The sequence below is a fragment of the Kitasatospora sp. NPDC088742 genome, assembly GCF_055584905.1.
In genome coordinates, this window is sequence record NZ_JBVJLD010000014.1 from 1 (window position 1) to 24511 (window position 24511).

Below are 24511 nucleotides of genomic sequence, written 5' to 3' on the forward strand. Positions count from 1 at the left end.
CGGCGACGGCCGCGGTGTCCCGGCCGGAGGCGAGCAGGGCGAGGGCCTGGGTCTCACGGGGCGTCAGCAGCCGGAGCAGCCGGGCCGGATCGCTGTGCGGACGTGCGGGCGCGGGGGAGGTCACCGCGCCTCCCGGGGCAGGGGGTCGGGCCGACGTCGGGCCGGGACTGGGCACATAAGGTGATAATCCGGGACACGGCGGAGCTTCGCCTCTTCACGGGGCACAACGGGTGATCTTGGGAGCATGAGGCCCATGACGCAGCTGATGGGCCGTCCGATCCTGGGCCTGCCGGGCGAACTGGGAGTCCGCCCCTTCCTCGCCGACCTGCTGGCCGGAGTCCGCACCGCGCTGCTCACCCTGGCCCTGGTGGCCGTGCCGGTGCTGGCCCTCTGGGTGGTCACCCCGTACGCGGACGACACCGCCGCCGGGGCCGGGCGGGTGGCCGCCGCGCTCTGGCTGCTCGGCCACGGAGCCCCGCTCACCCGGGGCCCGGCCGCCGCCCCGCTGACCCTCACCCCGCTGCTGCCCACCCTGGTCACCACCGTGCTGCTGGTCCGTACGGGGCAGCGCCTGGGGCGGCGCGAGCGCCTGCACTGGCGCGCCCCGTTGGCCGTGTGCGCCGGGTACCTGACGGTGGCTCTGGCCGCCGTCGCCCACTGCGCGGGGGAGGGGGAGCTGCGGGCCCGTCCGCTGCCCGACCTGGCGGCGGTCGCGCTGCTGGTGGCCGCCTCGCTCGCGGCGGGCATGGGATCGGTGGACGGCCGGCTGCGGCTGCCCGCCCGCCTCGCGCTGCCGCGGCGGTGGACCGGCCGGTGGCCCGCCCGGGCCCGGCCCACCGGCGGCGGGCCGGCCGTGCTGCGGGCCGCCGCGGCGGGGGTGCTCGGCCTGGCCGGGGCGGGCGGGGCGGTGTTCGGCGGGGCGGTGCTGCTCGGGCTCGGCGCGGCGGGGCGGTCCGCGGCGGGCTTCGGCGGCGGGCCGGCGACGGTCGGGGGGCTGACCCTGGCGTGCGCGCTGCTGGTCCCCAACGCGGTGGTCTGGTCCGCCGGTTACGCCCTCGGGCCGGGCTTCGAGGTCGGCACCGGCACGGTGGTCGCGCCGCTCGGGGCCCGGGTCGGGGAGGTGCCGGACTTCCCGCTCTTCGCGCTGCTCCCGGAGAGCGGGGCGGCGGGGTGGTGGCCGGTGGTCTGTGTCCTGCCGCTGCTGGCGGGGCTGGTCCCGGCGGCCCTGATCGGGCGGGCGGCGGTGCGGCGGGGTTGGCACCCGGTGGCCACCGGGCTGGCGGCGCTGGGCAGTTCGCTGCTGGCCGGAGCCGCCGCGGGGCTCGCCGCCTGGGCCGCCGGCGGGTCGCTCGCCGCCGCCCGGATGTCCGGCCTCGGCCCCGTCCCCTGGCAGTACGCCCTCGCCGCCCTCGCCTGGCTGGCCGCCACCACCGTCCCCGGAGCACTCCTCGCCCACGCCTGGCCCACCCTGACCACCCGTCACCTCCCCCGCGCCCGCCGCACCACCCACGCGGCGGTGGTCCGCCTCTCCGGGCTCGGCGCCCGCCGGACGGACGCCGGGCCCGACTGACGCGCCTGCGCCGGCCCTCGGACGTACGTACGGGGGCTACCGGCCCGGGTTGTACAGGTTGACGATGATGCTCGGGGCGAGGTTGTCGCAGCTGTCGGCGGCCTGCGAGGTCAGGGCGTCGCTCACGCAGGTCACGTAGTCCTGGTAGTAGAGCGTGACGCCCAGCGAGGCCAGCACGAAGAGGACGGTGACGCCGCCCGTGATCAGGCCGCCGACCGCCGCCGGGGTCTGCGGCCGGACGGGCTGCGGGCCGGCGGCGGAGGGGCCGGTCAGGGCGTCGGGGTTGACGCGCTGCTTGCTGCGCAGGGCGCTGATGCCCCAGTAGGCGGCCAGCGCGCCGAGCAGCAGGGCGACGTAGGGGATGCCGAGCACCACGCAGAACATGCCGCCCATGCCGGCCATCAGCGCCTGCCGGGAGCGGCGCTGCACCGGGTCGTTGGGGTCGAACTTGGGCTGCGGCGGGGCCGGCGGCGGGGTGCCCCAGCCGTTGCCCCGGTGGCCGGGGCTCCAGGGGTGCGGCGGCGGGACCAGGCCGTGGTCGTCCGGGTTCTCGCCCTCGCCGGAGGGCTTGGAGGCGCCGGGCGGCGGGGTGCGCGGCTGCCAGGGCTGGTCGGGGGCATCCGCCGGCGGCGGCGCGAACGGGTTGCGCTCGCCGGTGTCGTCTCCGCTGCTCATCTGTCAGCCAATTCCTTCGTCGTGGTGGTCGGGCCGTGGGGGTGGGCCGGGTCAATGATCCCGCAGGGGTGTCCGGGAGTCACACGGGTATGGCGGATCCGCGTGCCGCGAGATCCCCGTCTCAACTACGCGCGTAGCGTTGCCGGGTGGTTACGAGGGCCCTCCGACCAGCCGTTATCGTGGTGACGGTCGACGCCCGGACCAGTGCCTCGCCCGGCAGGTCATGACCCGTCGCGCCGCCCGGCACGCACTCTCGCCGCACCAGCCGAAAGGCCAAGTAGCTCCGCTACGAGACCTCCCGGCCGGCACGCCGAGAGCACGCACCGAACGACGCTCCTTACGGGTCATAACCTGCCGGGCGAGGCACTGGTTCCCGGCCCGACCTGGCGCCGCCCGTAGTGGCCCCACCGACGGTGGACGTACCAGCGGGCACCCGACCGACGGAGATTCACGCAGTGGCCGCTGCTTCCGCCCAGTCCACCCCGACCGACGCCGTGCAGACCTTCCCGCCGCGTGACCCGGGCCCCGCCCGTCTCGTGGTGCTGGTCTCCGGTTCGGGCACCAACCTCCAGGCGCTGATCGACGCCGTGACCCCCGCCTACGGCGCGGAGATCGTCGCCGTCGGAGCGGACCGGGAGGCGATCGCGGGCCTGGACCGCGCGGAGAAGGCGGGCGTCCCGACCTTCGTGGAGCGGATCAAGGACCACCCGGACCGGGCCGCCTGGGACGTGGCGCTCACCGCCGCCGTGGCCGCGTACGCGCCGGACCTGGTGGTCACCGCCGGGTTCATGAAGATCCTCGGCCCGGAGTTCGTGGCCGCCTTCGCCGGACGGATCGTCAACACCCACCCCGCCCTGCTGCCCGCCTTCCCCGGCGCGCACGGGGTCGCGGACGCGCTCGCGTACGGCGTCAAGGTGACCGGCTGCACCGTCCACCTGGTGGACGGCGGCGTGGACACCGGTCCGATCATCGCCCAGGGTGTGGTCGAGGTCGAGGAGACCGACCACGCGGACGGCGGGGAAGCGCTGCACGAGCGCATCAAGACTGTCGAGCGCCAGCTGCTCGTCGACGTCGTGGGCCGCCTGGCCCGCGAGGGTCACCGCATCGAGGACCGAAAGGTATGGATTCCGGCATGAGTGCCAGCTCCACCACGCCCCCCGTCTCGGAGAACATCCGCCCGATCCGCCGCGCGCTGATCAGCGTGTACGACAAGACCGGTCTGGAGGAGCTGGCCCAGGGCCTGCACGCCGCCGGGGTCACCATCGTCTCGACCGGCTCCACCGCCGGCCGGATCTCCGCCGCCGGGGTCCCGGTCACCGAGGTCTCCGAGCTGACCGGCTTCCCGGAGTGCCTGGACGGGCGCGTGAAGACGCTGCACCCCCGCGTGCACGCCGGTGTGCTGGCCGACCTCCGGCTGGAGTCGCACCGCGCGCAGCTGGCCGAGCTGGAGATCGAGCCCTTCGACCTGGTCGTGGTGAACCTCTACCCGTTCACCGCCACCGTGGCCTCCGGCGCCACCCCGGACGAGTGCGTCGAGCAGATCGACATCGGCGGCCCGTCGATGGTCCGCGCCGCCGCCAAGAACCACCCCTCGGTGGCCGTGGTGGTCGACCCGGCCCGCTACGCGGACGTCCTGACGGCCGTTCAGGGCGGCGGCTTCGACCTGCTGACCCGCAAGCGCCTGGCCGGTGCCGCGTTCGCGCACACCGCCGCCTACGACGTCGCGGTGGCCTCCTGGTTCGAGGGCTCGGGCTACACCGAGAACACCGCTGCAGACATCAGCGGCTCCGCCGTGGGGTTCCCCGCCTTCCTGGGCGCCACCTACGAGCGCCAGAACGTGCTCCGCTACGGCGAGAACCCGCACCAGCAGGCGGCCCTCTACGCCGACGGCACGGGCGGCCTGGCCGGCGCCGAGCAGCTGCACGGCAAGGAGATGTCGTACAACAACTACGTGGACACCGACGCCGCCCGCCGGGCCGCGTACGACCACGCCGAGCCGGCCGTCGCGATCATCAAGCACGCCAACCCGTGCGGCATCGGCACCGGTGCGGACGTGGCCGAGGCGCACCGCAAGGCGCACGCCTGTGACCCGCTCTCCGCCTTCGGCGGCGTGATCGCGGTGAACCGCCCGGTCAGCGTCGAGCTGGCGGAGCAGATCGCCGAGATCTTCACCGAGGTCGTCGTCGCCCCGGCGTACGAGGACGGCGCCGTCGAGGTGCTGGCCCGGAAGAAGAGCATCCGGGTGCTGCGCGCCCCCGAGGCCCCGGCCAACGCGGTCGAGGTCCGGCCGATCTCCGGCGGCGCCCTGCTCCAGCAGGTCGACCGGGTGGACGCGGCCGGTGACGACCCGTCGACCTGGACGCTGGCCACCGGCGAGGCGCTGTCCGCCGAGGAGCTGGCCGAGCTGGCCTTCGCCTGGCGGGCCTGCCGGGCCGTCAAGTCCAACGCGATCCTGCTGGCCAGGGGCGGCGCCTCGGTCGGCGTCGGCATGGGCCAGGTCAACCGGGTCGACTCGGCCAAGCTCGCGGTCGAGCGGGCCGGTGAGCGGGCCCAGGGCTCCTACGCCGCCTCGGATGCGTTCTTCCCGTTCCCGGACGGTCTCCAGGTGCTGCTGGACGGCGGCGTCAAGGCCGTGGTCCAGCCCGGTGGTTCGGTCCGCGACGACGAGGTGATCGCGGCCGCGAAGGCGGCCGGCGTGACGATGTACCTGACCGGGACCCGGCACTTCTTCCACTGATCCCGCAGGCGCGGGATCCTGCGGACGCGAAACGGCCCCGCACACCGTGAGGTGTGCGGGGCCGCTGCGTGACGTGACGTCAGTTGGACTTGACGATCACGGTGCCCATGATCTTGTCCGCGAAGGTCTGCTTCTTGGCGTCCCACAGCGGCCACAGGTAGCCGATGCAGCAGATGCCGTCGAGGATGTGCAGCGCCTCACGGCCGAAGGCCGCGCCGAAGCTGAGCTGCTGGCCGTCCGCCTCCCGCACCATGCGGATGTTGACGGCCTTCTGGCCCAGGGACTGGCCCATGGAGCTCTTCATCCAGGCCAGCACGGCCCAGGTGAAGACGCCGACCAGGAACTGGAGGGCGTAGTAGCCGCCCGCGCCGCTCATCTGGCCCGTCTCGGGGTCGATGCCGGGCGTGGCTATCGCGAACACGATGATGTACGGGATCAGGCTGACGACCAGGAAGTCGATGATCCGGGCGACCACGCGGCTGCCCCAGCCCGCGTAGAAGTTCTGCACGTTGCCCGGGTTCGGGTAGCCGCCGCCGGGCTGGCCGTAGCCGGCCTGCTGGGCACCCTGCTGCGGGTAGCCGTAACCGGGCTGGCCGGGCTGGCCCTGCTGGGGGTAGCCGTAGCCGGGCTGGCCGGGCTGGCCCTGCGGGGCACCCTGCTGCGGGTAGCCGTAGCCCTGCGGGGGCTGCTGGCCGTACGGGTTGTTCGGGTCGGGCGGGTAGCTCATCAATGCCTCCGGGCAGGATGGTGAGGTTGGGACGGGCAGGAGAACCCTGGGACGGACGGGCAGTTGACGTGCCGACCGGGTGGGAGATTAGCGGAACGGAGTGACATGGCGGAGGTCACTTTCCGTCAGAAAGCCTTGCGATCACGGCAGCAGGAAGTCGTAGCGGTGCAACTGCCAGAGCCAGGACACCGTTAAAGCGGTACCGATCAGGACATTCCGGTGACGGTTCGACAGACCCCACCACCAGCGCCCCGGGCCGAGCGGCGCCAGCAGCAGGCCGAGACCCGCCACCACCGTCACCGGATTGGCCAGCAGGGCGGCGGCCAGATCGCCGTGCCCCGCCTCGATGAAGACCGTGGTCGAACCGCAGCCCGGGCAGGGGATCCCGGTGAAGCGGCGCAGCGGGCAGAGCACCCCGGGGTCGTGCGCGTCGTGCAGCAGGGCGACCGCCAGCGCGGCCACCGCCGCTCCGGCCGCGCGCGTCGCCACCCGCAGCGCGCCGCCGCGCCGCGTTCCGGCCGTGCCCGCCCAGCGGGTCGTCAACTGCTGGATCACGGGACGTAGTTCTCGACCATGGTCTCGTAGAAGACCAGCCCGGCGATGCCGATCAGCACGCCGAGGGAGGAGAGCACCATGCCGCCGATCGCCTGGGAGCGGCCGACGCCGGTGCGCTGTGAGCGGTTGAAGCCAGCGATGCCCAGACCCAGGCCGACCGGGCCGAGCAGCGCGCCGTAGAAGCAGATCACGATCGAGGCGAAGCCCAGCGCCAGGGCGGCGGTCGCCATGCTGTTCGGCTCGGCCGCCGGCGCCATCGGGAAGCCCGGCTGCTGGTAGGCCTGCTGAGGGTAGGTCTGCTGCGGATAGCCCTGCTGCGGGTACCCGCCGGCTGCTGCGGGGTACGGCTGCTGCGGCTGCTGCTGCCCGTACCCGCCGTACGGATCAGGCGGCGGCTGCTGGTACGGATTGCTCACTGCGGTGGTCCCCCCGTGTGTCACGTCCCGTACATCGTGGTTGGGGCGTACCCGCCGTGTCCAGCGGTGCTCACCGTCCGTGCCGAAATGTGGCGCAACCGCAACCCGGGTGGCACGCGCCGGGGCACCGCTCCCGATCCGGGAGAATGGCGGCATGACTGCCCAGATTCTCGATGGCAAGGCCACTGCGGCCGCGATCAAGTCCGAACTCGCCGTCCGCGTGGCGGCCCTGAAGGAGCGGGGCATCGTGCCCGGCCTCGGCACCCTGCTGGTCGGCGACGACCCGGGCAGCCGCTGGTACGTCAACGGCAAGCACCGCGACTGCGCCGAGGTCGGCATCGCCTCGATCCAGCGCGAGCTGCCCGCCGACGCCACCCAGCAGCAGGTCGAGGACGTGGTCCGGGAGCTCAACGCCGACCCGGCCTGCACCGGCTACATCGTCCAACTCCCGCTCCCCAAGGGCCTGGACCCCAACCCGGTGCTGGAGCTGATGGACCCGGCCAAGGACGCCGACGGCCTGCACCCCACCTCGCTCGGCCGCCTCGCCCTCGGCATCGACGGCCCGCTGCCCTGCACCCCGTACGGGATCATCGAGCTGCTCCGCCGTCACAAGGTGGAGATCGACGGCGCCGAGGTGGTCGTGGTCGGCCGCGGCGTCACCGTCGGCCGCTCGATCGGGCTGCTGCTCACCCGCCGCTCCGAGAACGCCACCGTGACGCTCTGTCACACCGGCACCCGGGACCTCTCCAAGCACCTGAAGCAGGCCGACATCATCGTCGCGGCCGCCGGTGTCGGTCACCTGATCAAGGCTCAGGACGTCAAGCCGGGCGCCGCGGTGCTCGACGTCGGCGTCAGCCGGGACGGCGAGGGCAAGATCCAGGGCGACGTGGAGCCCGGCGTGGCCGAGGTGGCCGGCTGGATCTCGCCGAACCCGGGCGGCGTCGGCCCGATGACCCGCGCCATGCTGCTCAACAACATCGTGGTGGCGGCCGAGCGCGCCGCGAACGGCTGACCCCGGTGGCGGCCATGCCAGGCCGGTCGCGACGGCGGCCGGTGAAGACCACGGGCACCCTTCCGCCCGAGGGCTCGGCCGCGGCGCTGGACCGCAGCCACCCGCTGCCGGTCCGGCAGTGGCCGATAACGCTGGTGCTCGGCCTGGCGGTGATCGGCCTGGGCGTCACCTGGTTCGGCGACTTCAAGTACGGGCTGCTGCTGACCGGGGCCGCCCTGCTGGTCGGCGCCGCGCTCCGGCTGGTGCTGCCCGAGGTCGGCATGCTGGCGGTGCGCAGCCGCTTCACCGACGTCACCGTGCTGGGCTTCCTCGGTGCCGTGATCGTGCTGCTCACGCTGATCGCCCAGCCCGACCCGTGGCTGCGGCTCTCGGTGCTGGACAACTTCGGCCACTTCATCGGCCGGCAACGCCGCTGACCCCGAGGGCACCCGCCGGCACCCGACGGCCCCCGCTCCGGCGGGGGCCGTTGCGTTCCGGGCGTTCGTACGTGCCCGTTGTGACGTATCAGCCAGCGCCGTGCTCACGCCGGGCAGCGGGCTTGCGATAACCTGACGCCCGGATCTCTCGATGTCGAGAGATCGTCCTCGGCTCCAGCGCGGGCGCGCGGTGGGGCGTGGCACCCTGGCGATCGCTGGAGTAGACAGAAAATGACTCGCACCCCCGTCAACGTCACCGTCACCGGCGCGGCCGGCCAGATCGGCTACGCGCTGCTCTTCCGCATCGCCTCGGGCCACCTGCTCGGCGCCGACGTCCCGGTCAACCTGCGCCTGCTGGAGATCCCGCAGGGCGTCAAGGCCGCCGAGGGCACCGCGATGGAGCTCGACGACTGCGCGTTCCCGCTGCTGCGCGACATCACCATCACCGACCAGCCGTCGGTCGCCTTCGACGGTGCCAACGTGGCCCTCCTGGTCGGCGCCCGCCCGCGCACCGCCGGCATGGAGCGCGGCGACCTGCTGTCGGCCAACGGTGGCATCTTCGGCCCGCAGGGCAAGGCCATCAACGACAACGCCGCCGACGACATCAAGGTCCTGGTGGTCGGCAACCCGGCGAACACCAACGCCCTGATCGCCCAGCGCAACGCGCCGGACGTCCCGGCCGAGCGCTTCACCGCGATGACCCGCCTGGACCACAACCGGGCCGTCGCCCAGCTGGCCAAGAAGCTCGGCGTCACGGTCAACGACATCCAGCGCCTGACCATCTGGGGCAACCACTCGGCCACCCAGTACCCGGACATCTTCCACGCGCTGGTCAACGGCAAGAACGCCGCCGAGGCCGTCAACGACGAGGCCTGGCTGGCCGACGAGTTCATCCCGACCGTCGCCAAGCGCGGTGCGGCGATCATCGAGGCCCGCGGCGCCTCCTCGGCCGCCTCGGCCGCCAACGCCGCGATCGACCACGTGCACACCTGGGTCAACGGCACCGCCGAGGGCGACTGGACCTCGATGGGCATCGTCTCGGACGGCTCCTACGGCGTCGAGGAGGGCATCATCTCGTCCTTCCCGGTCACCACCAAGGACGGCAAGTTCGAGATCGTCCAGGGCCTGGAGATCTCCGAGTTCTCCCGCAAGCGGATCGACGCCTCGGTCGCCGAGCTGGTCGAGGAGCGCGACGCGGTGCAGGCCCTCGGCCTGATCTGAGCCTCGCTCACCTGAACGGCCGGGTCGTCCCCCAGGGGGCGGCCCGGCCGTTCTCCGTACACTCCTGTCCGTGACCCTCGCCCTGCTGCTCCTCCTCCCGCTCGCCGCCCTGCTCGCCGAGCTGCTCCGGCCCTTCGCCCGGCTGCTCGGCTACGTCCGGGGGCTGCGCGGCGAGCAGCCCGGGCCGAGCTCCGAGGAGCTCCGCGACCTGGTCGCGGCCAGCACCGAACTCGGCCACGACGAGCGGGAGTTGATCGCCGACGTGTTCGCCGCCGGGGAGCGCCGGCTGAGCGAGGTGATGGTGCCGCGGACCGAGGTCACCTTCCTGGACGCGGACCGGCCGCTGGCCGAGGTGCGCGAGCAGGCCAGCCGGGCCCCGCACTCCCGCTACCCCGTCACCGAGGGCTCCTACGACGCCGTGGCGGGCTTCGTGCACGTCCGCGACCTCTACGGCGCGCGCGGCGAACAGGCCTGCCTGGTCCGGGAGTTGACCCGCCCGGTGCGGCTCTTCCCGGCCACCAAGCGGGTGCTGGCGGCGATGAGCGAGATGCGCCGCGAGGGCCACCACCTGGCCATCGTGGTGGACGAGTACGGCGGCACCGCCGGGATCGTCACCCTGGAGGACCTGGTCGAGGAGGTGGTCGGCGAGATCCGGGACGAGTACGACGCCCTGGACACCACCGCCACCCGGCGGCTGGCCGGCGGCGGGATGGAGCTGGACGGGCTGCTCAACCTCGCGGACTTCGCCACCGAGACCGGCGTCACCCTTCCGGAGGGGCCCTACGAGACCGTCGCCGGATACCTGGTCAGCGAGCTCGGCCGCCTCCCCGGCACCGGTGACCAGGTGGCCACGGAGGCCGGGCTGCGGCTCGCGGTGGCCAAGCTGGACGGCCGCCGGATCGAACGGATCAGGGTGAGCGCGGTCACAGTGTCCGGGGCTACGGGGGCGGATGTTTCCTGAGCGGTCGGTGAAGCTGGAACAATGGCGCCCATGGTCAACGCAGCGGTCACCGGTCCGGCCAAGGACCGTCCTCGGGTCCTCTCCGGCATCCAGCCCACCTCGGGCTCCTTCCACCTGGGCAACTACCTCGGGGCGGTGCGCCAGTGGGTGGACCTCCAGGAGGCCAACGACGCCTTCTACATGGTGGTCGACCTGCACGCGATCACCGTCGCGCAGGATCCGGCCACCCTGCGCGAGAACACCCGGATCTCCGCGGCCCAGCTGCTCGGCGCCGGGCTCGACCCGGAGCGGTGCACCCTCTTCGTCCAGTCCCACGTGCCCGAGCACGCCCAGCTCGGCTGGGTGATGAACTGCCTCACCGGCTTCGGCGAGGCCAGCCGGATGACCCAGTTCAAGGACAAGTCCTCCAAGCAGGGCGCCGACGGCACCACCGTCGGCCTGTTCACCTACCCGATCCTGCAGATCGCCGACATCCTGCTCTACCAGGCGGACGCCGTCCCGGTCGGCGAGGACCAGCGCCAGCACATCGAGCTGACCCGCGACCTCGCCGAGCGCTTCAACACCCGGTACGCGCCCACCTTCACCGTGCCGAAGCCGTACATCCTCAAGGAGACGGCCAAGATCCAGGACCTCCAGGACCCGACCGCCAAGATGAGCAAGTCGGCCGCCTCGCCCAAGGGCCTGGTCAACCTGCTGGACGACCCCAAGGTCAGCTCGAAGAAGTTCAAGAGCGCGGTCACCGACACCGACACGGTGGTCTCCTACGACGAGGAGAAGAAGGCCGGCGTCTCCAACCTGCTGCGCATCCACTCCGCGCTCAGCGGGCAGTCGATCGAGCAGCTGGTGGCCCACTTCGAGGGCAAGATGTACGGCGCGCTCAAGACCGAGCTGGCCGAGCTGTTCGCCGACTGGGTCACCCCCTTCCAGGCCCGGACCAAGGCCTACCTGGACGACCCGGCCGAGCTGGACCGGGTGCTCGGCCTGGGCGCCGAGAAGGCCCGCGAGGTGGCCTCCCAGACCCTGGCCACCGTCTACGACCGCATGGGCTTCCTGGCCCCGAAGCGCTGACGGACACCCAGCCGATGGACATCCAGACCACGCCCGGTGGTGACGGTCTCCCCGAGGAGACCGTCACCATCGGCGTGGCCGTCCACGTGCCGGAGCCGTACGGCACCGCGATCCAGGACGCCCGGGCCGCCCTCGGCGACCCGGCCGCCCGCTCCATACCGACCCACGTCACCCTGCTGCCGCCGACCGAGCTGCCCGTCGCCCGGCTGGCCGAGGTCGAGGCCCACCTGCACGAGGTGGCCGCCGGGTACCGGCCGTTCCGGATGCTGCTCCAGGGCAGCGGCTCCTTCCGCCCGGTCTCGCCGGTGGTCTTCGTCAAGGTCGAGGAGGGCGCCCAGGAGTGCCGCGGCCTGGAGGCCGCCGTCCGCTCGGGCCCGCTGGCCCGCGAGCTCGCCTTCCCGTACCACCCGCACGTCACCGTCGCCCACGGCCTGCCCGAGGACGGGCTGGACGAGGCGCAGGCCAAGGTCCGCTCCTTCCACGCCCGGTTCGCGGTGACCGGCTTCGCGATCTCCCGCTTCGGTGCCGACGAGGTCTGGCGCCCCTGGCGCAGCTACGCCCTCGGTACCGCGCAGGCCGGCCGCTGACCCTCCGTCAGCCGGCGCCGGCCCCCAGCGCGAGCATCCGGTCCACCACCCGGGCCGCCGCCCCGCCGTCGTCCAGCCGGCAGTGCACCGCCCGGAAGCGCTCGTACGCGGCGGCCTGACGCTCCGTCGGCCCCGCCCCGTCGGCCAGCGCGCGCAGCGCGGCCACCACCTCCGCCGAGCTCGGCAGCAGCGGCCCCGGGGCCTCGGCCTCCAGGTCGAAGTAGAAGCCGCGCAGGGTGTCCCGGTAATGCTCCAGGTCGTAGGTGAAGAAGAGCACCGGGCGGCCGGTGACGGCGAAGTCGAACACGATCGAGGAGTAGTCCGTCACCAGCACGTCGGCGGCCAGCAGCAGGTCCTGCGGGTCGGGGTAGTCGCCGACGTCGTACAGGAAGCCGTCCCCGGCGCCGGGCAGCGGCTCCGACACGTGCGAGTGCGGGCGCACCAGCAGCACGTGGTCCTCGCCGAGCGCGCCCCGGGCGGCCGCCACGTCCAGCCGCAGGTCGAGGTGGAAGCCGTCGCCGTCCGCCCGCCGCTGGTCCTCCCGCCAGGTCGGCGCGTAGAGCACCACCCGCTTGCCGTCGGGGAGGCCGAGGCGGCGGCGGACGCCGGCCGGGTCCGCGCCGGCGGCCAGCACGTCGTTGCGCGGGTAGCCGCTCTCCAGCAGCTCGCCCCGGTACCGGAAGGCGCGGCGCAGGATCGGGGTGGCGAAGGCACTGGGGGAGACCAGCAGGCTCCACTGCGGCATCTCGCGCTCCAGCGCGGCCAGGTAGCCGGCGTCGGCCAGCCAGGGGGTCGCCACGTCGTGGGCGATCCGCTTGAGCAGCGAGCCGTGCCAGGTCTGCACCACCACCTGGCCGGGCCGGCGCTCCAGGAAGTGCGGGAAGTGCGTGTTGCCCACCAGGTAGCGGGAGGTGCCCAGCGCCTCGTACCACTCGGGGCCGTGGGCCCGCACCGGCCGGACCCCGGCGGGGACCTGGGCCCGGGCGTCCTCCACCACCCAGAGGTGCTCCAACGGCAGCCCCCGGCGGGCGAGTTCGGCGTGCACGGCGCGCGGCGAGTCGGCGTAGCCACGGCCGTTGAAGACGTCGTAGAGCACCGCCTCGCGCAGCGGCCGGCGGCGGGCCGCCGGGTACGCCCCGGTGAGCAGCCGGTGCTGCGCGTACGCGCTGCGCTCGGCCGGGGCGAGCACCGGGGTGGAGTCCAGGATCAGGGTGTCGTGCCAGCGGCTGCGCAGCCGCACCCGCTTGTCGCCGCCGGCCGGGAAGCCGGCCGCCGGGCCGAGCCGGACCTCGGCGGGCAGCGCGGCCAGGGCGGGGCCGGTGAGCTGGAGCGGCCGTTCGGCGGAGGGGTCGCCGAGCGGCCGCAGCCGCAGCTCCCAGATGCCGCGCCGCAGCGGCCGCCGGGCGCCGTCCGAGCCGGTCACGGTGCAGGGCACGGTGATCCCGGCCCCGCGCTCCACCGGGGTGCGGACCTCGCCGGTGGCGTGCCGCAGCACCAGCTCCAGCGGGCCGTCGCCGGGCAGCTCGGCGCGGACCGCGAGCCGGAAACCGCCCTCGACGGGGGCCACCGCGTCCACCAGCACGGCGCCCGGCTGGAGGCGGAACTGCGGGTAGCCGTCGGCCAGTTGCTTGACCGTCAGGGCGCCGCCGGCCGGGTGGGCCAGCAGCAGTCCGCCGGGGACGGCGCGTTCGTCCAGCACCGGCCGCTCGGTGGAGCCGTCCGGCCGCAGCAGCTCGCCCTCCCAGTGTTCGGTGCCGCCGTCGGCCAGGGTGCCCGGGCCGTCCGGGGCGAGGGCCTCGAACGGCAGCCGGATGGTGAACTCCCGGCCGTCCGCGCTGACGGGGTGCCGGCTCTCGCCGCCGCCCTCCCGGTGGCGCAGCCGGTACACGGTGCCCTCGGGGACGTCGTGCGCCCAGCCGGAGAGCTCCAGGCCGCCGTCCACCGCGCGCAGCCCGGTGAGGCGGCTCCAGACCCGGTGCAGCTTCACGGTGAGGCCCCGCTCGGTGAAGCGCACCAGCAGCCGGACGTCGCGGTCCACCCAGTGCGCGGGCGGGTACTCGGCGGAGCCGCACCAGTGCGGGCCGGGCGAGCCGAGTTCGCGGCGCAGCCCGGTCAGGCCCAGCGAGACCGGCAGCACCGCCTCGACCAGCCACTCGGCGTCCGGCCAGCTGCCGTCCGGCTCGCGCAGCAGGGCCGGGTCGAGCTCGGCGGTGAAGGCCGCCCAGTCGTGGTTGAACTCCTCCTGGCCGCTCTCCTCGGTGACCTCGGGGCAGTACAGCTGACGGGTCCTCAGCCGGAGCGGCTCCTGCCCGGGCCGGGTGAGCCGGACGGTGGTCCGCGCGCTCAGGTGCCGCGCGGTGTCCCGGTCCCCTGGGTGGGCGGAGCCGGTCAACTCCAGCCGGCCGTCGGTCCAGCGGACCTCGCGCAGGCCGAACGAGGGCGGCGCGGGCGGGTACTCCGCGCCCTGCTCGGGACGGCGCTGGGCGACGACGCGGGCGGTGCGGAGAACGGACAAGGGGCTGCCTTCCGATAGGGGTGATCCCATCCCATACCGGGCGAAAGCCGCAGGTCAATCCACGTCAGCTGGGAAGACCGTTTAATTCCCCTGAGAGGGAGAAAGCGTCGAACCGGCCTTCGACGAGGTCGAAGGCCGGTTCGAGGTGAGGGGGTGTCAGCCCTTCGGCGGTCAGCCCTTGAGCAGCGCGTCCACCACCCGGGCGGCGGCCTTGCCGTCGTCCAGGTCGCAGTACTTCTGCTTGAAGGAGGCGTAGGCGTCCGCGTGCTCCGCGGCCACCGTGTCCACCTTGCCCAGGGCCTCGACCAGCGCCTCGGAGGTCGCCAGCAGCGGGCCGGGCGCGTCCGCCTCGAAGTCGAAGCTGAAGCCGCGCAGGTTGTCCCGGTAGTGCTCCAGGTCGTGGGTGAAGAAGAGCACCGGGCGGCCGGTGTTGACGAAGTCCACCAGCGCCGAGTTGTAGTCCGTCACCAGCACGTCGGCGATCAGCAGCAGATCCGCCGTGTCCGGGTAGGTCGAGACGTCCCAGACGTAGCCGTTCCCGGCGCCCGGGACCTGACCGCACATCACCGCGTGGGTGCGCACCAGCAGGACCTGGTCCTCGCCGAGCGCCGCGCGGGCGGCGTCCAGGTCGATCCGCAGGTCGGGCTGGTAGCCGCCGTTCGGCCGGCGGCGGTCCTCGCGGAAGGTCGGCGCGTAGAGCACCACCTTCTTGCCCTCGGGCAGGCCGAGCCGCTCGCGGATCCGCTCGGCGGTCTTCTCCCGGTCGGCCGAGAGCAGCACGTCGTTGCGCGGGTAGCCGGTCTCCAGGATCGGGCCCTGGAAGCGGAAGGCGCGGCGCATCACACCGGTGGAGAAGGTGTTCGGCGAGACCAGCATGCTCCACTGCGCGACGTCGCGGTCGAGCTCCTTGAGGTACCCGGCGTCGGTGAACCAGACCTTCTCGAAGTCGTGGCCGATCCGCTTGACCGGGGTGCCGTGCCAGGTCTGCAGGACCACCTGGCCGGGGCGCCGGACGAAGAAGTCGGGCATGTGGGCGCTGGTCACCACGTACTTCGCGGTGGCCAGGGCCTCGAACCACTCCGGGCTCCACTGGCGGACCGGCTCGGCGGAGGACGGCAGGTCGGCCTGGAGGTCGTCGTTGGTCCACAGGTGGCGCAGCGCGGCGCCCCGGTGGACCAGCTCCTCGTGGATCGCCCGCGGCGAGTCCGCGTAGTGGCTGCCGAAGCCCACGTTGTAGAGCACGGTGTCGGTCAGGGGGGAGAGCTGCGCCCGTGCGAAGGCGTTGCGCTGCTGCCGCTGGCGGTAGCCGCTGCGCTCCTCCGGGAGCAGGTCGGGGTGCGACTCCAGCGAGAGGTGGTCGAAGCCCCGGCGCTCCAGCACCACCCGGCGGCCGCGCGCCTCGATCTCCAGCGGCAGCGAGCCGTGGGCCTCCTTGGCCAGCATGACGCCGGGCCAGCGGGAGCCGGCGGCGGCGCCGACCGGGCGGAAGAAGACCTCCCAGGTGCCCTTGTGCAGCGGCACCTCGCCGGCGAAGGAGGCGGTCGGTACGGCCGGCAGGGCGGCGCGGAACCGGCCGTCGGTGATCTCGACGGGGTAGGAGTGCTCCTCCTCGCGCCAGTTGTGACGGAGCACCAGCTCGTACCGGTGGGTGCCGGCCAGCGGCAGGTGGCCGCTGAGCAGGAAGCCCTCGGCCTCCCGGGCCGGGGTGATGCCGTCCACCACCGGCTGGAGCACCTGGTCGGCGAACTGCAGGTGCCCGCCGGGGGAGGACTTGGAGTGGAAGGCACGGGCGTCGCCCTCGAAGGGCACCTCGACGTGCTCGAAGGGCGCCCGCTCGTCCAGCACCAGCGGCACCACGAGCTTGCCGCCCAGGTGGATGTCGCAGCTCCAGCGGTCCCGCATCCGCTCCTCGGCCGCCGGGTCCAGCGCGTCCCAGGCCTCGCGGACCCCGGCCAGCTCGGCGATCGGGAAGGAGGCGGTGAACTCGACCCGGTCGCCGACCGGGGCGGCGAACTCGATCGGGAGGAACAGCTCGCGGTCCGACTCGGTGTGCAGCAGCCGCAGACGGGCCTTGGCCAGGTCGGCGCCGGCCGTCACCCGGCCGGTCACGGTGACCGTGCCGTCGAGCTCACTGACCGTCAGGACCCGGGCCCGGACCTTCTCCACCTTCAGGTAGAGGTGACCCTGGTTCAGCCAGGGCACGATCCGGACGTCCTGGTCGACCCAGTGCGAGGGCGGGTTCTCGGCGCTGTCCGCCCAGCCGCCGGAGACCCGGCCCTTGTAGACGCCGCCCTTGCCGGCCCCGGCGATCAGCACCCGCCAGTGGCCCTCCTTCCACTGACCCCGCTGCTTGAGCCGCTTGGGGTCGATGGCGACGGTGAAGCCGGCCCAGTCGCAGCTGTACAGGTCGTGCGAGGAGGAGGCGGTGGCCTCCGGGCTGTACGTGGTCTTGGTGGGCACGGCCACCACCCGGCGGCCCTTGGCCTCGCGCAGCACCAGCACCTTGACCATGTCGTGCCGGCTCTCGGCACCCAGGTGCTCGGGGAAGGCGTGGCCGCTCAGCCGGAGCCGGCCGTCCTCCCAGGAGCTCTCGTACAGCCGGCTGCGCATCACCAGCGCGTTGTCCAGCCGCAGCACGTCGGCGGGCACGCTCTTGCGGCCGCCGCGCAGGAACGGGTAGTCGGCGTACGGGCGGAGCAGGCCGCGGGCCGGGGCGGCGCCGTTGCTGTCCTTCTCGAACTCCATCTGGTCGATGAACTCGGACATCCGGTTCGCGACCGTCAGGTGGTACTTCAGGCGCAGCGGCGCGCGCAGCTTGCGGACCTGCTCCGGGCCGATCGCCCGCAGCAGCCGGGCGACGTGCACCTGGTAGGCCTCGCGGTACGGCTCGTCGCCGTCCAGCACCGACCAGAAGAACATCGGGATCTCCTCGACGAGGTTGTTCTCGTCGTAGGAGCGCAGGTACTCCTTGAAGCGCGGCTCCGGCCGGGCCTGCAGCCAGGCGCGGACCAGCTCCATCGACTTGACCCGGTCGATCAGGCCCTTGGGGTTGAAGCGCATCTGGGTGATCGACATCTCGCCGACCTCGCGCTCGCGCCAGTGGTAGATCGGCTCGGAGAGCACGTCGACGCTCTTGGCCAGGTAGTGGTGCGGCACGCTGACCGGGGCGTCCTCGTAGAGGATGCCCTCGGGGTAGAGCACGCCGGCCGCGTCGAAGAAGGAGCGGCGGTAGACCTTGTTCCAGGCCGTGCGGTCGGTGACCAGCGACGGGACCTCGGTGATGTGGGTCTTGAGCTTGGTCTCCCGGAACGGCTTGGAGTGCCCGCCGGACTGGTAGTAGCCGACGGCGCGGAAGCGCAGCACGTTGCCGGTGGCGAAGTCCGAGCCGGTCTCGTCCAGCGTGCCGATCATCAGCTCGTAGGCGCTGGGCGGCAGGGTGTCGTCGCTGTCGACGAAGTTCAGGAACTCGCCGTCCGGGTCGATGTGCCGGTAACCGGTGTTGCGGGCCGCGCCGAGGCCCTTGTTCTCCTGGCGGACCAGGCGGAAGCGGGAGTCCTTGGCGGCGTAGGCGTCCGCGATCGCGGCGCTGCCGTCCTTGGACCCGTCGTCCACCATCACGCACTCGAAGTCCGTGAAGGTCTGGGCGGCGATGGAGTCCAGGCACTCCTCGAGGTAGCGCTCGACGTTGTAGATCGGGACGACGACGGAGAGGCGGGGGGCCATCGGCTGCGCGGGCCTTTCATTGGGGACGTGCGACCGGCGGGCGCCCTGAGGCGGACGGCTGCCGGGCGTACAGCTTCGGCGCGATTCTACCGTCCGGCTGTGCGACACCCGGCTGGCCGGTCCGCGCCGCCCCGTCAACCCCGTGGCCGGATCCTCACCCGTACGGGAACGTCACCCGGACGTCACCCGGACGGCCCCGGGTCGTTGCTCCGGACAGACCGCCCACGGCGGTCCGCCGCAGTGTCGTGAGGAGCACCCGATGAGCATCGTCACCCCCACCGAGCCGACCCGCCTGGAGGACGTGCCGGGCTGGTTCTGGGACGAGGACCGGCACTCCTTCGAGTGGCTGCTGGCCCGACAGCAACGGACCGGGCTGCGCGGGGACCTGCTGGAGCTGGGCGCCTACCTGGGCCGCAGCGCCATCGTGATGGGCCGTCACCTGCGGGCGGGAGAGCGGTTCACGGTCTGCGACCTGTTCGACTCCGAGGCGGAGGACGAGGACAACACCGCCGAGATGGCGATGTCCTACCGCCGGACGCTGACCAGGGAGGCCTTCGAGGTCAACTACCTGGCCTTCCACGCGGAGCTGCCCGAGGTGGTGCAGGCGCCGACCTCGGTGCTGGCCGACGGCCGGATCCCGGCCGGCAGCTGCCGCTTCGTCCACGTGGACGCCTCCCACCTCTACGAGCACGTGGCCGGGGACATCCAGGTCGCCAAGGCCGCGCTCGCCCCGGAGGGGCTGCTGGTGCTCGACGACTACCGCGCCGAGCACTGCCCGGGCGTGGGCGCGGCGATCTGGGAGGCGGTCTTCGACCACGGCCTGCGGCCGGTGCTGCTGACGGAGTGCAAGTTCTACGGCACCTGGGGCGATCCGACGGAGCTCCAGGACGAGCTGCTGGCCAGCGGCGGCGGGGCGGAGGGCTGCTGGCTGAACGTGGACACCATCGGCGGCCACCGGGTGCTGCGGCTGGACGGCAAGCCCACCCGGCTGCCCGCCTTCCCGCCGCCCCGCAACGCCCCGGCGGCTCCGCCCGCTCCGCCCGCCCCTGACCTGGCGGACCTGCGGGCGGCCCAGGAACTGGCCGAACGCCGGGCCCTCGCCGCCGCCGCCCGCCGGCCCTCGGCGGTGGCCCGGCGGGTGGTGGCCGACCTGCTCCCGCCGGTGGTCGCCGCGGTGATCCGCCGCGCCCGGCGCCGGAGCTGACGGAGCGTCGGGCGGTGGGCCGGGCCCCGGGCGGGTATACAGGGACCCGGCCCGGACCGACCGCGGCCCACGGCAGGGTGAGGTGACGGCGTGGACTTCCTGACCAGGCTCCCGGTGGTCGGCCCGCTGGTGGCCCGGCTGCTGCGCAGCCGTCCCTGGCTGGCGTACGCGCACATGGGCGAGGTGCAGGGCAACCGGCTGGCCGGAGCGGTCACCTTCTTCGGCTTCCTGGCCCTCTTCCCGCTGCTCACGGTGGCCTTCGCCATCGCGGTCAAGACCCTCTCGGACAGCCGGGTGCAGAAGCTCCAGGGCGACATCGCCGAGCAGCTGCCCGGCCTCTCCGACGCGCTCGACCTGCCCACCCTGGTGGCCAACGCGGGCGCGGTCGGCGCGATCAGCGGGGTGCTGCTGCTGATCTCCGGCCTCGGCTGGGTGGAGACCATGCGCGGCTCCGTCCGGGAGATCTGGCGGCTGCCCCAGGAGCCCGGCAACCCGGTGCTGCGCAAGCTCTGGGACTGCGCCGTGCTGCTCGGCCTCGGCCTGGTGACGGCGGTCTCGCTGGGTGCCTCGGCGGTGGCCACCACGCTGGCCCGGCGGGCCGCCGACTGGCTCGAACTCGACGGCGTGGGCTGGCTGTTGACCGCGGTCGGGTTCGTCATCGCAGTCGGCGCCGACTTCGTCCTGTTCAGCTACCTGCTCGGCCCGTTCCCCCGGATCACCGACTACCTGGAGCGCCGCGCCCTGGTCACCGGGGCGCTGATCGGCGCGGTCGGCTTCGAGCTGCTCAAGCTGCTGCTCTCCTCCTACCTCGGCTCGGTGGCCGGAAAGAGCCTGTACGGGGCCTTCGGCGTGCCGGTCGCGCTGCTGCTCTGGATCAACTTCGTCTCCCGGCTGCTGATGTACTGCGCCTCCTGGACGGCGCTGGCCGACCCGGACGCCGCCCGGGCCCGGACCAGGGAGCGGGCCGCCGCCCTGCTCGAATCGGCCGAACCGGCCGGGTCCGCCGAAACCTCCTGAAGGCCCCCTGCCGGAAAAGTCGGGATGTGGCTAGGATCACCGCCACGCTCGCCAGGTCACCCCTGTGGGCGAGCTCCCACCTGCAGCGGAACCCCCGTCCGCGGCAACCCCCTGGAGACCTCCGTGATCAGCGCCGATCCAAGCTCCGCCCGTAGCTCCTCCCGTACCGACGGCAGCGCCACACTGCCCGGACTCCCCCCGCCGCCCACCCGCCTGAACGACGTCCCCGGCTGGTTCTGGCGCGCCGACCAGGAACTGTTCAGCTGGATGCTGGAGCGCCAGAGTGCCACCGGCACCAAGGGCGACCTGCTGGAGCTCGGCAGCTACCTGGGCCGCAGCGCGATCCTGATGGGCCGTCACCTGCGGCCCGGCGAAAGGTTCACGGTCTGCGACCTGTTCGACTCCGACGCCCCGGACGAGGACAACACCGCCGAGATGGCGATGTCCTACCGCAAGACCCTCACCCGCCGTGCCTTCGAGGCCAACTACCTGGCCTTCCACCCGGAGCTGCCCGAGGTGGTGCAGGCGCCGACCTCGGTGCTGGCCGACGGCCGGATCCCGGCCGGCAGCTGCCGCTTCGTCCACGTGGACGCCTCCCACCTCTACGAGCACGTGGCCGGGGACATCCAGGTGGCCAAGGCCGCGCTCGTCCCCGACGGCCTGGTGGTGCTCGACGACTACCGCGCCCCGCACACCCCCGGCGTCTCGGCGGCGGTCTGGGAGGCGGTCTACGTGCACGGCCTCAAGCCGGTCTGCCTGACCCCGGAGAAGTTCTACGGCACCTGGGGCGACCAGGAGTCCGTGACCGGGAACCTGCTGCAACGGGACTGGCGGGCCGAGGGCTTCCGCCTCGACGAGGAGCACATCAACGGGTACCCGGTGCACCGGCTCGCCTGGGACGCACCGCCGGCCCAGCGCTCGGCCGCCCGGCGGCTGGCGCTCGACCTGCTCCCGCCGGCGCTCACCCGCGCCGTCCGGCGCGCGCTGCACTGACCCGCCGGCGCCACCACCAGCCGGCCCCCGCCGCCCCGGCCAGCACCACCAGCCCGGGAGTCAGCCAACCGGGGCCCCCGTCCGATCCGGCGGGGGCCCCGGCCCGCTCGGCCCGCTCGGCCGGTGCGGCCGGTGCGGCCTGCGGCCCCGTGCCCGGTTCCTGCCCCGCGGCGGCCCCGGCGTCCCCGCCCACCAGCTGCCCGACCGGCGTCACCTTCCCGGCCGCCGCGAAGCCCCAGTCGAGCAGCGCGGCGGTCTCCTCGTACACCCGCTGGTAGTCGGCCGGGTGCATCACCGTCACCAGCAGGGTCCGGCCGCCGCGTTCGGCCGCGCCGGTGAAGGTGGCCCCGGCGTTGGTGGTGTAGCCGTTCTTCACCCCGAACAGGCCCGGGTACTTGCCCAGCAGCCGGTCGGTGTTGGCGATCCCGAAGGAACCGCGCTGCCCGGTCACCTTGTCCACGGCGCCGGGGAACTGCGCGTCCCGGGTGGAGCAGTACGCCCGGAAGTCCGCGTTGCGCAGCCCCGCGCGGGCGAACAGGGTCAGGTCGTAGGCCGAGGAGAGCTGCCCGTCCATGTCGTAGCCGTCCGGCGAGACCACCGAGGTGTCCAGCGCCTGGAGCTCCTTCGCCCGGGCTCGCATCTGATCGACCGTCACCTCGACGCCGCCGTTCATGTGCGCCAGCACCCGCACCGCGTCGTTGCCCGAGCTGAGGAACACCCCGCGCCAGAGGTCCTCCACCCGGTAGTCCAGGTCCTCCTTGATCCCGACCAGGCTGCTGCCGTGCCCGGAGCCGAGCAGCTCGGCGTTGGTCACCCGGTGGACGGCGTTGCGGTCCAGCTTGGGCAGCACCGTGTCGGCGAACAGCATCTTCAGCGTGGAGGCCGGGGGGAGCCGCCAGTGCGGGTTGTTCGCCGCCAGCACCTCACCGCTGGCGGCGTCCGCCACCAGCCAGGACTGCCCGGTCAGCCCGCCCGGCAGGCCCGGCGCTCCGGCCTGCGGCGCGACCTGCACCCCGGTGCGCCCGAGCAGCTCCCCGCCCACCGTGGACATCCCCGGCGGCGGCTCCTGCCAGGGCACCGCGGCGGTGCAGCAGAGCGCGGCGAGGGCCAGCGCGGCCAGACGGTACGTGGACTGACGGACATTCGGCACCCGCGGAACGTACCCGCCCCGACCGCCGCCCGGCCCACCACGCCGTCCGTCTCCCCCGAACGGGCACCCGCCGCTGGGCCGTCCGGCCCACTCCGCATACTGGAACCGACTCCCCGAAAGGACGCCCCCGTCATGAAGCTCGGCCGTCTCGCCTCCTGGTTCCTCACCGCCTTCGGCGTCTGGTCCCTGTTCATCTGGACCACCTTCGTCAAGAACCTCTGGAAGGACTCCGGCGGCCAGGCCTTCACCAACGGCGACCACTCCCAGCCCACCGCCTTCTTCTGGGTCCACCTCCTGCTCGCCGTCACCTCCCTGCTGCTCGGCCTCGCCATCGGCACCCTGGGCGTCCGCAGTCTCCGCGCCCTGCGCCGCGGCTAATCCCTTTGCCGCTGTCGTAGGCCGCTGCCAGGATCTCCGCCGGGTGGGTGCACGACCCACCCCGCTGCCCCCGGGGGGATCCTCCGCATGTCCTCTTCCCGACGGACCCTTGCCGTCGTCACCGTGCTGGCCGCGACCTTCCCGGCCTCGGCCGCGGTGGCCGCCGAGCACGACACCGTCACCGCCGCCTGCACCGCGGAGTGGCTCAACTCGGCCACCCCGACCCTGACCGGCACCACCACCGGCACGGCCGCCCGCTTCGGCCTCTGGGACGTCACCACCGACCGGAAGCTGGTGGACCGTCAGGCCGACGCCACCGACGGCAAGCTGGCCGTCACCACCGACCCGCTCACCGACGGGCACCGCTACGAGTGGCGCTTCTGGCCCCAGGGCGGCGGCAAGCCCACCACCAAGTGCGCCTTCGGCGTCGACACCACCCCGCCCGGCGTCCCGACGGTGAGCTCCACCGATTTCCCGGCCCTGGGCAGTGGGCAGACCCCGCAGAAGTACGCCGGACAGGCCGGCACCTTCACCTTCACCGGTGAAGGGGCTGCCTGCTACCACTACGTCCTCAACGGCACCCCGAGCGTCGGCTGGACCTGCGCGAGCCCCGGGACGACCACCGGCCCCACCGTCACGATCAAGCCCAGGGACTGGGGTACCAACAGCCTGCGGGTGGAGGCCATGGACGCCGCGGGCAACGTCTCCCAGTCGGCCGACTACTCCTTCTACGCCCCGTCCAACCCCAACCAGCCGAAGGCCTACGGCGACGTGGACGCCGACGGTGCCCCGGACATCGTGCTGCCGGACCTGGCGGGCAACCTCCAGGTGATCAGCGCGGATTCGACCGGCACCGAGCCGAGCGCCGTCCTCCCGGCCACCGCCGCGCCGGGCGGCACCGGCAGCTGGGCCGGCCTGGACATCGCCCACGGCGGGTGGGGCCGGGGTGACGAGCCGGTGGACCAGGTCGTCGTGCGGACGCCCGGGACCGCCCACTCCTACCTCTACCGCGGCATCGACCCGAGCCGGACCTCCCCGGCCTACAAGCGCCTGCCGAGCGCGGCGGGGCTGGACTGGACCCGTGCGGAGCAGCTGGTCGCCATCGGATCGGGCACTCGTACCGCCCCGACCGGACCGCAGATGCTCACCGTGGTCGACGGAGACCTCTGGCTGGTCGTCCAGGAGGGCTTCTGGAGCGAGGCGGTGCGCCTCTCCACGACCGGTGCCTGGGCCGGGTACCAGCTGATCGGCCCCGGCCCGGACGCCGTGGGCAACCTCACCGTCTGGGCCCGCGAGAAGTCCACCGGCACCCTGCGTGCCTACCAGGTGCCGCCGACCGGCCCGGAGACCTTCGACTTCGCCGCCCTCGCCGACCCGGCCAACGGCACCGTGCTCGGCACCTTCCCGCTCGACCGCTACCCGACCCTGGGCAGCGTCGGTGACGCGGACGGTGACGGTGCGTCGGACCTCTACGCCGTCACCGCCGAGCGGCACCTGGTGGTCTTCACCGGCACCACCGCCCCCAAGGACCGCGGTCTGCTGAAGTGACGAACGGCTGAGGGCCCGTCCGGAAGGAACCGGACGGG

The 24511-nt window shown here is 73.4% G+C and carries 21 protein-coding genes; 14 read left to right on the forward strand and 7 right to left on the reverse strand.

Annotated elements, in window-relative coordinates:
- Window positions 1–253 precede the first annotated feature (253 nt).
- The gene (locus ACZ6ZR_RS13765) at window positions 254–1570 is read left to right on the forward strand and encodes a cell division protein PerM (RefSeq protein WP_465642290.1); all 1317 of its coding nucleotides are present in this window, start codon (window positions 254–256) and stop codon (window positions 1568–1570) included.
- Window positions 1571–1606: 36 nt separating this feature from the next.
- Here the strand turns inward: ACZ6ZR_RS13765 and ACZ6ZR_RS13770 are convergent, their stop codons facing one another.
- Window positions 1607–2245 carry a hypothetical protein gene (locus tag ACZ6ZR_RS13770; RefSeq protein WP_465642291.1) on the reverse strand — a complete coding sequence of 213 codons (639 nt, stop codon included), beginning with the start codon at window positions 2243–2245 and terminating at the stop codon, window positions 1607–1609.
- Window positions 2246–2739: 494 nt separating this feature from the next.
- Here ACZ6ZR_RS13770 and purN point away from each other — a divergent pair, with 494 nt between their 5' ends.
- Window positions 2740–3381, forward strand: a complete 642-nt coding sequence (purN, locus tag ACZ6ZR_RS13775) for a phosphoribosylglycinamide formyltransferase (RefSeq protein WP_465642411.1) — start codon at window positions 2740–2742, stop codon at window positions 3379–3381.
- Window positions 3378–4982, forward strand: coding sequence for a bifunctional phosphoribosylaminoimidazolecarboxamide formyltransferase/IMP cyclohydrolase (gene purH, locus ACZ6ZR_RS13780; protein ID WP_465642292.1), 1605 nt, complete (start codon window positions 3378–3380; stop codon window positions 4980–4982). The genes purN and purH overlap by 4 nt, the downstream gene beginning before the upstream one ends.
- Window positions 4983–5061: 79 nt before the next feature.
- On the opposite strand, the gene ACZ6ZR_RS13785 is transcribed toward purH, so the two are convergent.
- The 3 genes from ACZ6ZR_RS13785 to ACZ6ZR_RS13795 all read right to left on the reverse strand — a co-directional run bounded on the left by ACZ6ZR_RS13785 (window position 5062) and on the right by ACZ6ZR_RS13795 (window position 6680).
- Window positions 5062–5709: an RDD family protein gene (locus tag ACZ6ZR_RS13785; RefSeq protein WP_465642293.1), complete on the reverse strand. Its 648-nt coding sequence runs from the start codon at window positions 5707–5709 to the stop codon at window positions 5062–5064.
- A 141-nt stretch (window positions 5710–5850) separates the two neighbouring features.
- Window positions 5851–6264, reverse strand: coding sequence for a DUF2752 domain-containing protein (locus ACZ6ZR_RS13790; protein ID WP_465642294.1), 414 nt, complete (start codon window positions 6262–6264; stop codon window positions 5851–5853).
- A complete protein-coding gene (locus ACZ6ZR_RS13795; protein ID WP_465642295.1) occupies window positions 6261–6680 on the reverse strand; it encodes a hypothetical protein in 420 nt (139 codons plus the stop codon). Before ACZ6ZR_RS13795 ends, ACZ6ZR_RS13790 begins: the two co-directional genes overlap by 4 nt.
- 154 nt (window positions 6681–6834) lie before the next feature.
- On the opposite strand from ACZ6ZR_RS13795, the gene ACZ6ZR_RS13800 reads away from it, so the two are divergent.
- The 6 genes from ACZ6ZR_RS13800 to ACZ6ZR_RS13825 all read left to right on the forward strand — a co-directional run bounded on the left by ACZ6ZR_RS13800 (window position 6835) and on the right by ACZ6ZR_RS13825 (window position 11945).
- The gene (locus ACZ6ZR_RS13800; RefSeq protein WP_465642296.1) at window positions 6835–7692 is read left to right on the forward strand and encodes a bifunctional methylenetetrahydrofolate dehydrogenase/methenyltetrahydrofolate cyclohydrolase; all 858 of its coding nucleotides are present in this window, start codon (window positions 6835–6837) and stop codon (window positions 7690–7692) included.
- Between the two features lie 41 nt (window positions 7693–7733).
- Complete coding sequence (locus ACZ6ZR_RS13805) at window positions 7734–8108, forward strand: DUF3017 domain-containing protein (RefSeq protein WP_465642297.1); 375 nt, start codon at window positions 7734–7736, stop codon at window positions 8106–8108.
- Window positions 8109–8339: 231 nt separating this feature from the next.
- Window positions 8340–9329, forward strand: a complete 990-nt coding sequence (locus tag ACZ6ZR_RS13810; RefSeq protein WP_465642298.1) for a malate dehydrogenase — start codon at window positions 8340–8342, stop codon at window positions 9327–9329.
- A gap of 70 nt (window positions 9330–9399) precedes the next feature.
- Window positions 9400–10290 carry a hemolysin family protein gene (locus ACZ6ZR_RS13815; RefSeq protein WP_465642299.1) on the forward strand — a complete coding sequence of 297 codons (891 nt, stop codon included), beginning with the start codon at window positions 9400–9402 and terminating at the stop codon, window positions 10288–10290.
- Window positions 10291–10320: 30 nt separating this feature from the next.
- Window positions 10321–11358, forward strand: coding sequence for a tryptophan--tRNA ligase (trpS, locus tag ACZ6ZR_RS13820; protein WP_465642300.1), 1038 nt, complete (start codon window positions 10321–10323; stop codon window positions 11356–11358).
- A 14-nt stretch (window positions 11359–11372) separates the two neighbouring features.
- Window positions 11373–11945 carry a 2'-5' RNA ligase family protein gene (locus ACZ6ZR_RS13825; protein WP_465642301.1) on the forward strand — a complete coding sequence of 191 codons (573 nt, stop codon included), beginning with the start codon at window positions 11373–11375 and terminating at the stop codon, window positions 11943–11945.
- Between the two features lie 7 nt (window positions 11946–11952).
- Here the strand turns inward: ACZ6ZR_RS13825 and ACZ6ZR_RS13830 are convergent, their stop codons facing one another.
- Both ACZ6ZR_RS13830 and ACZ6ZR_RS13835 read right to left on the reverse strand, forming a co-directional pair.
- Window positions 11953–14460, reverse strand: a complete 2508-nt coding sequence (locus ACZ6ZR_RS13830) for a CDP-glycerol glycerophosphotransferase family protein (RefSeq protein WP_465642302.1) — start codon at window positions 14458–14460, stop codon at window positions 11953–11955.
- A gap of 171 nt (window positions 14461–14631) precedes the next feature.
- Complete coding sequence (locus ACZ6ZR_RS13835; protein ID WP_465642303.1) at window positions 14632–18183, reverse strand: bifunctional glycosyltransferase/CDP-glycerol:glycerophosphate glycerophosphotransferase; 3552 nt, start codon at window positions 18181–18183, stop codon at window positions 14632–14634.
- Window positions 18184–18442: 259 nt separating this feature from the next.
- Between ACZ6ZR_RS13835 and ACZ6ZR_RS13840 the strand changes: the two genes are divergently transcribed.
- The 3 genes from ACZ6ZR_RS13840 to ACZ6ZR_RS13850 all read left to right on the forward strand — a co-directional run bounded on the left by ACZ6ZR_RS13840 (window position 18443) and on the right by ACZ6ZR_RS13850 (window position 21397).
- Complete coding sequence (locus tag ACZ6ZR_RS13840) at window positions 18443–19387, forward strand: class I SAM-dependent methyltransferase (protein ID WP_465642304.1); 945 nt, start codon at window positions 18443–18445, stop codon at window positions 19385–19387.
- 90 nt (window positions 19388–19477) lie between these two features.
- Window positions 19478–20404 (forward strand): YihY/virulence factor BrkB family protein, encoded by a 927-nt coding sequence (locus ACZ6ZR_RS13845; RefSeq protein ID WP_465642305.1) that lies wholly within the window; start codon window positions 19478–19480, stop codon window positions 20402–20404.
- 123 nt (window positions 20405–20527) lie between these two features.
- Window positions 20528–21397 carry a class I SAM-dependent methyltransferase gene (locus ACZ6ZR_RS13850; protein ID WP_465642306.1) on the forward strand — a complete coding sequence of 290 codons (870 nt, stop codon included), beginning with the start codon at window positions 20528–20530 and terminating at the stop codon, window positions 21395–21397.
- Here the strand turns inward: ACZ6ZR_RS13850 and ACZ6ZR_RS13855 are convergent.
- Window positions 21366–22547 (reverse strand): D-alanyl-D-alanine carboxypeptidase family protein, encoded by a 1182-nt coding sequence (locus tag ACZ6ZR_RS13855; RefSeq protein ID WP_465642307.1) that lies wholly within the window; start codon window positions 22545–22547, stop codon window positions 21366–21368. The genes ACZ6ZR_RS13850 and ACZ6ZR_RS13855 overlap by 32 nt on opposite strands.
- A 132-nt stretch (window positions 22548–22679) precedes the next feature.
- On the opposite strand from ACZ6ZR_RS13855, the gene ACZ6ZR_RS13860 reads away from it, so the two are divergent.
- Complete coding sequence (locus ACZ6ZR_RS13860; RefSeq protein ID WP_465642308.1) at window positions 22680–22925, forward strand: SCO4848 family membrane protein; 246 nt, start codon at window positions 22680–22682, stop codon at window positions 22923–22925.
- 87 nt (window positions 22926–23012) lie between these two features.
- Window positions 23013–24473, forward strand: a complete 1461-nt coding sequence (locus tag ACZ6ZR_RS13865) for a hypothetical protein (RefSeq protein WP_465642309.1) — start codon at window positions 23013–23015, stop codon at window positions 24471–24473.
- The last annotated feature ends 38 nt before the right edge of the window (window positions 24474–24511 follow it).

Excerpts from the sequence above, each read along its gene's own strand:
- trpS (WP_465642300.1), top strand. The coding sequence starts at position 10,321 with ATGGTCAACGCAGCGGTCACCGGTCCGGCCAAGGACCGTCCTCGGGTC.
- ACZ6ZR_RS13800 (WP_465642296.1), top strand. The coding sequence starts at position 6,835 with ATGACTGCCCAGATTCTCGATGGCAAGGCCACTGCGGCCGCGATCAAG.
- ACZ6ZR_RS13765 (WP_465642290.1), top strand. The coding sequence starts at position 254 with ATGACGCAGCTGATGGGCCGTCCGATCCTGGGCCTGCCGGGCGAACTG.
- purH (WP_465642292.1), top strand. The coding sequence starts at position 3,378 with ATGAGTGCCAGCTCCACCACGCCCCCCGTCTCGGAGAACATCCGCCCG.
- ACZ6ZR_RS13785 (WP_465642293.1), bottom strand. The coding sequence starts at position 5,709 with ATGAGCTACCCGCCCGACCCGAACAACCCGTACGGCCAGCAGCCCCCG.
- ACZ6ZR_RS13840 (WP_465642304.1), top strand. The coding sequence starts at position 18,443 with ATGAGCATCGTCACCCCCACCGAGCCGACCCGCCTGGAGGACGTGCCG.
- ACZ6ZR_RS13835 (WP_465642303.1), bottom strand. The coding sequence starts at position 18,183 with ATGGCCCCCCGCCTCTCCGTCGTCGTCCCGATCTACAACGTCGAGCGC.
- ACZ6ZR_RS13860 (WP_465642308.1), top strand. The coding sequence starts at position 22,680 with ATGAAGCTCGGCCGTCTCGCCTCCTGGTTCCTCACCGCCTTCGGCGTC.
- ACZ6ZR_RS13770 (WP_465642291.1), bottom strand. The coding sequence starts at position 2,245 with ATGAGCAGCGGAGACGACACCGGCGAGCGCAACCCGTTCGCGCCGCCG.
- ACZ6ZR_RS13865 (WP_465642309.1), top strand. The coding sequence starts at position 23,013 with ATGTCCTCTTCCCGACGGACCCTTGCCGTCGTCACCGTGCTGGCCGCG.
- ACZ6ZR_RS13810 (WP_465642298.1), top strand. The coding sequence starts at position 8,340 with ATGACTCGCACCCCCGTCAACGTCACCGTCACCGGCGCGGCCGGCCAG.
- ACZ6ZR_RS13825 (WP_465642301.1), top strand. The coding sequence starts at position 11,373 with ATGGACATCCAGACCACGCCCGGTGGTGACGGTCTCCCCGAGGAGACC.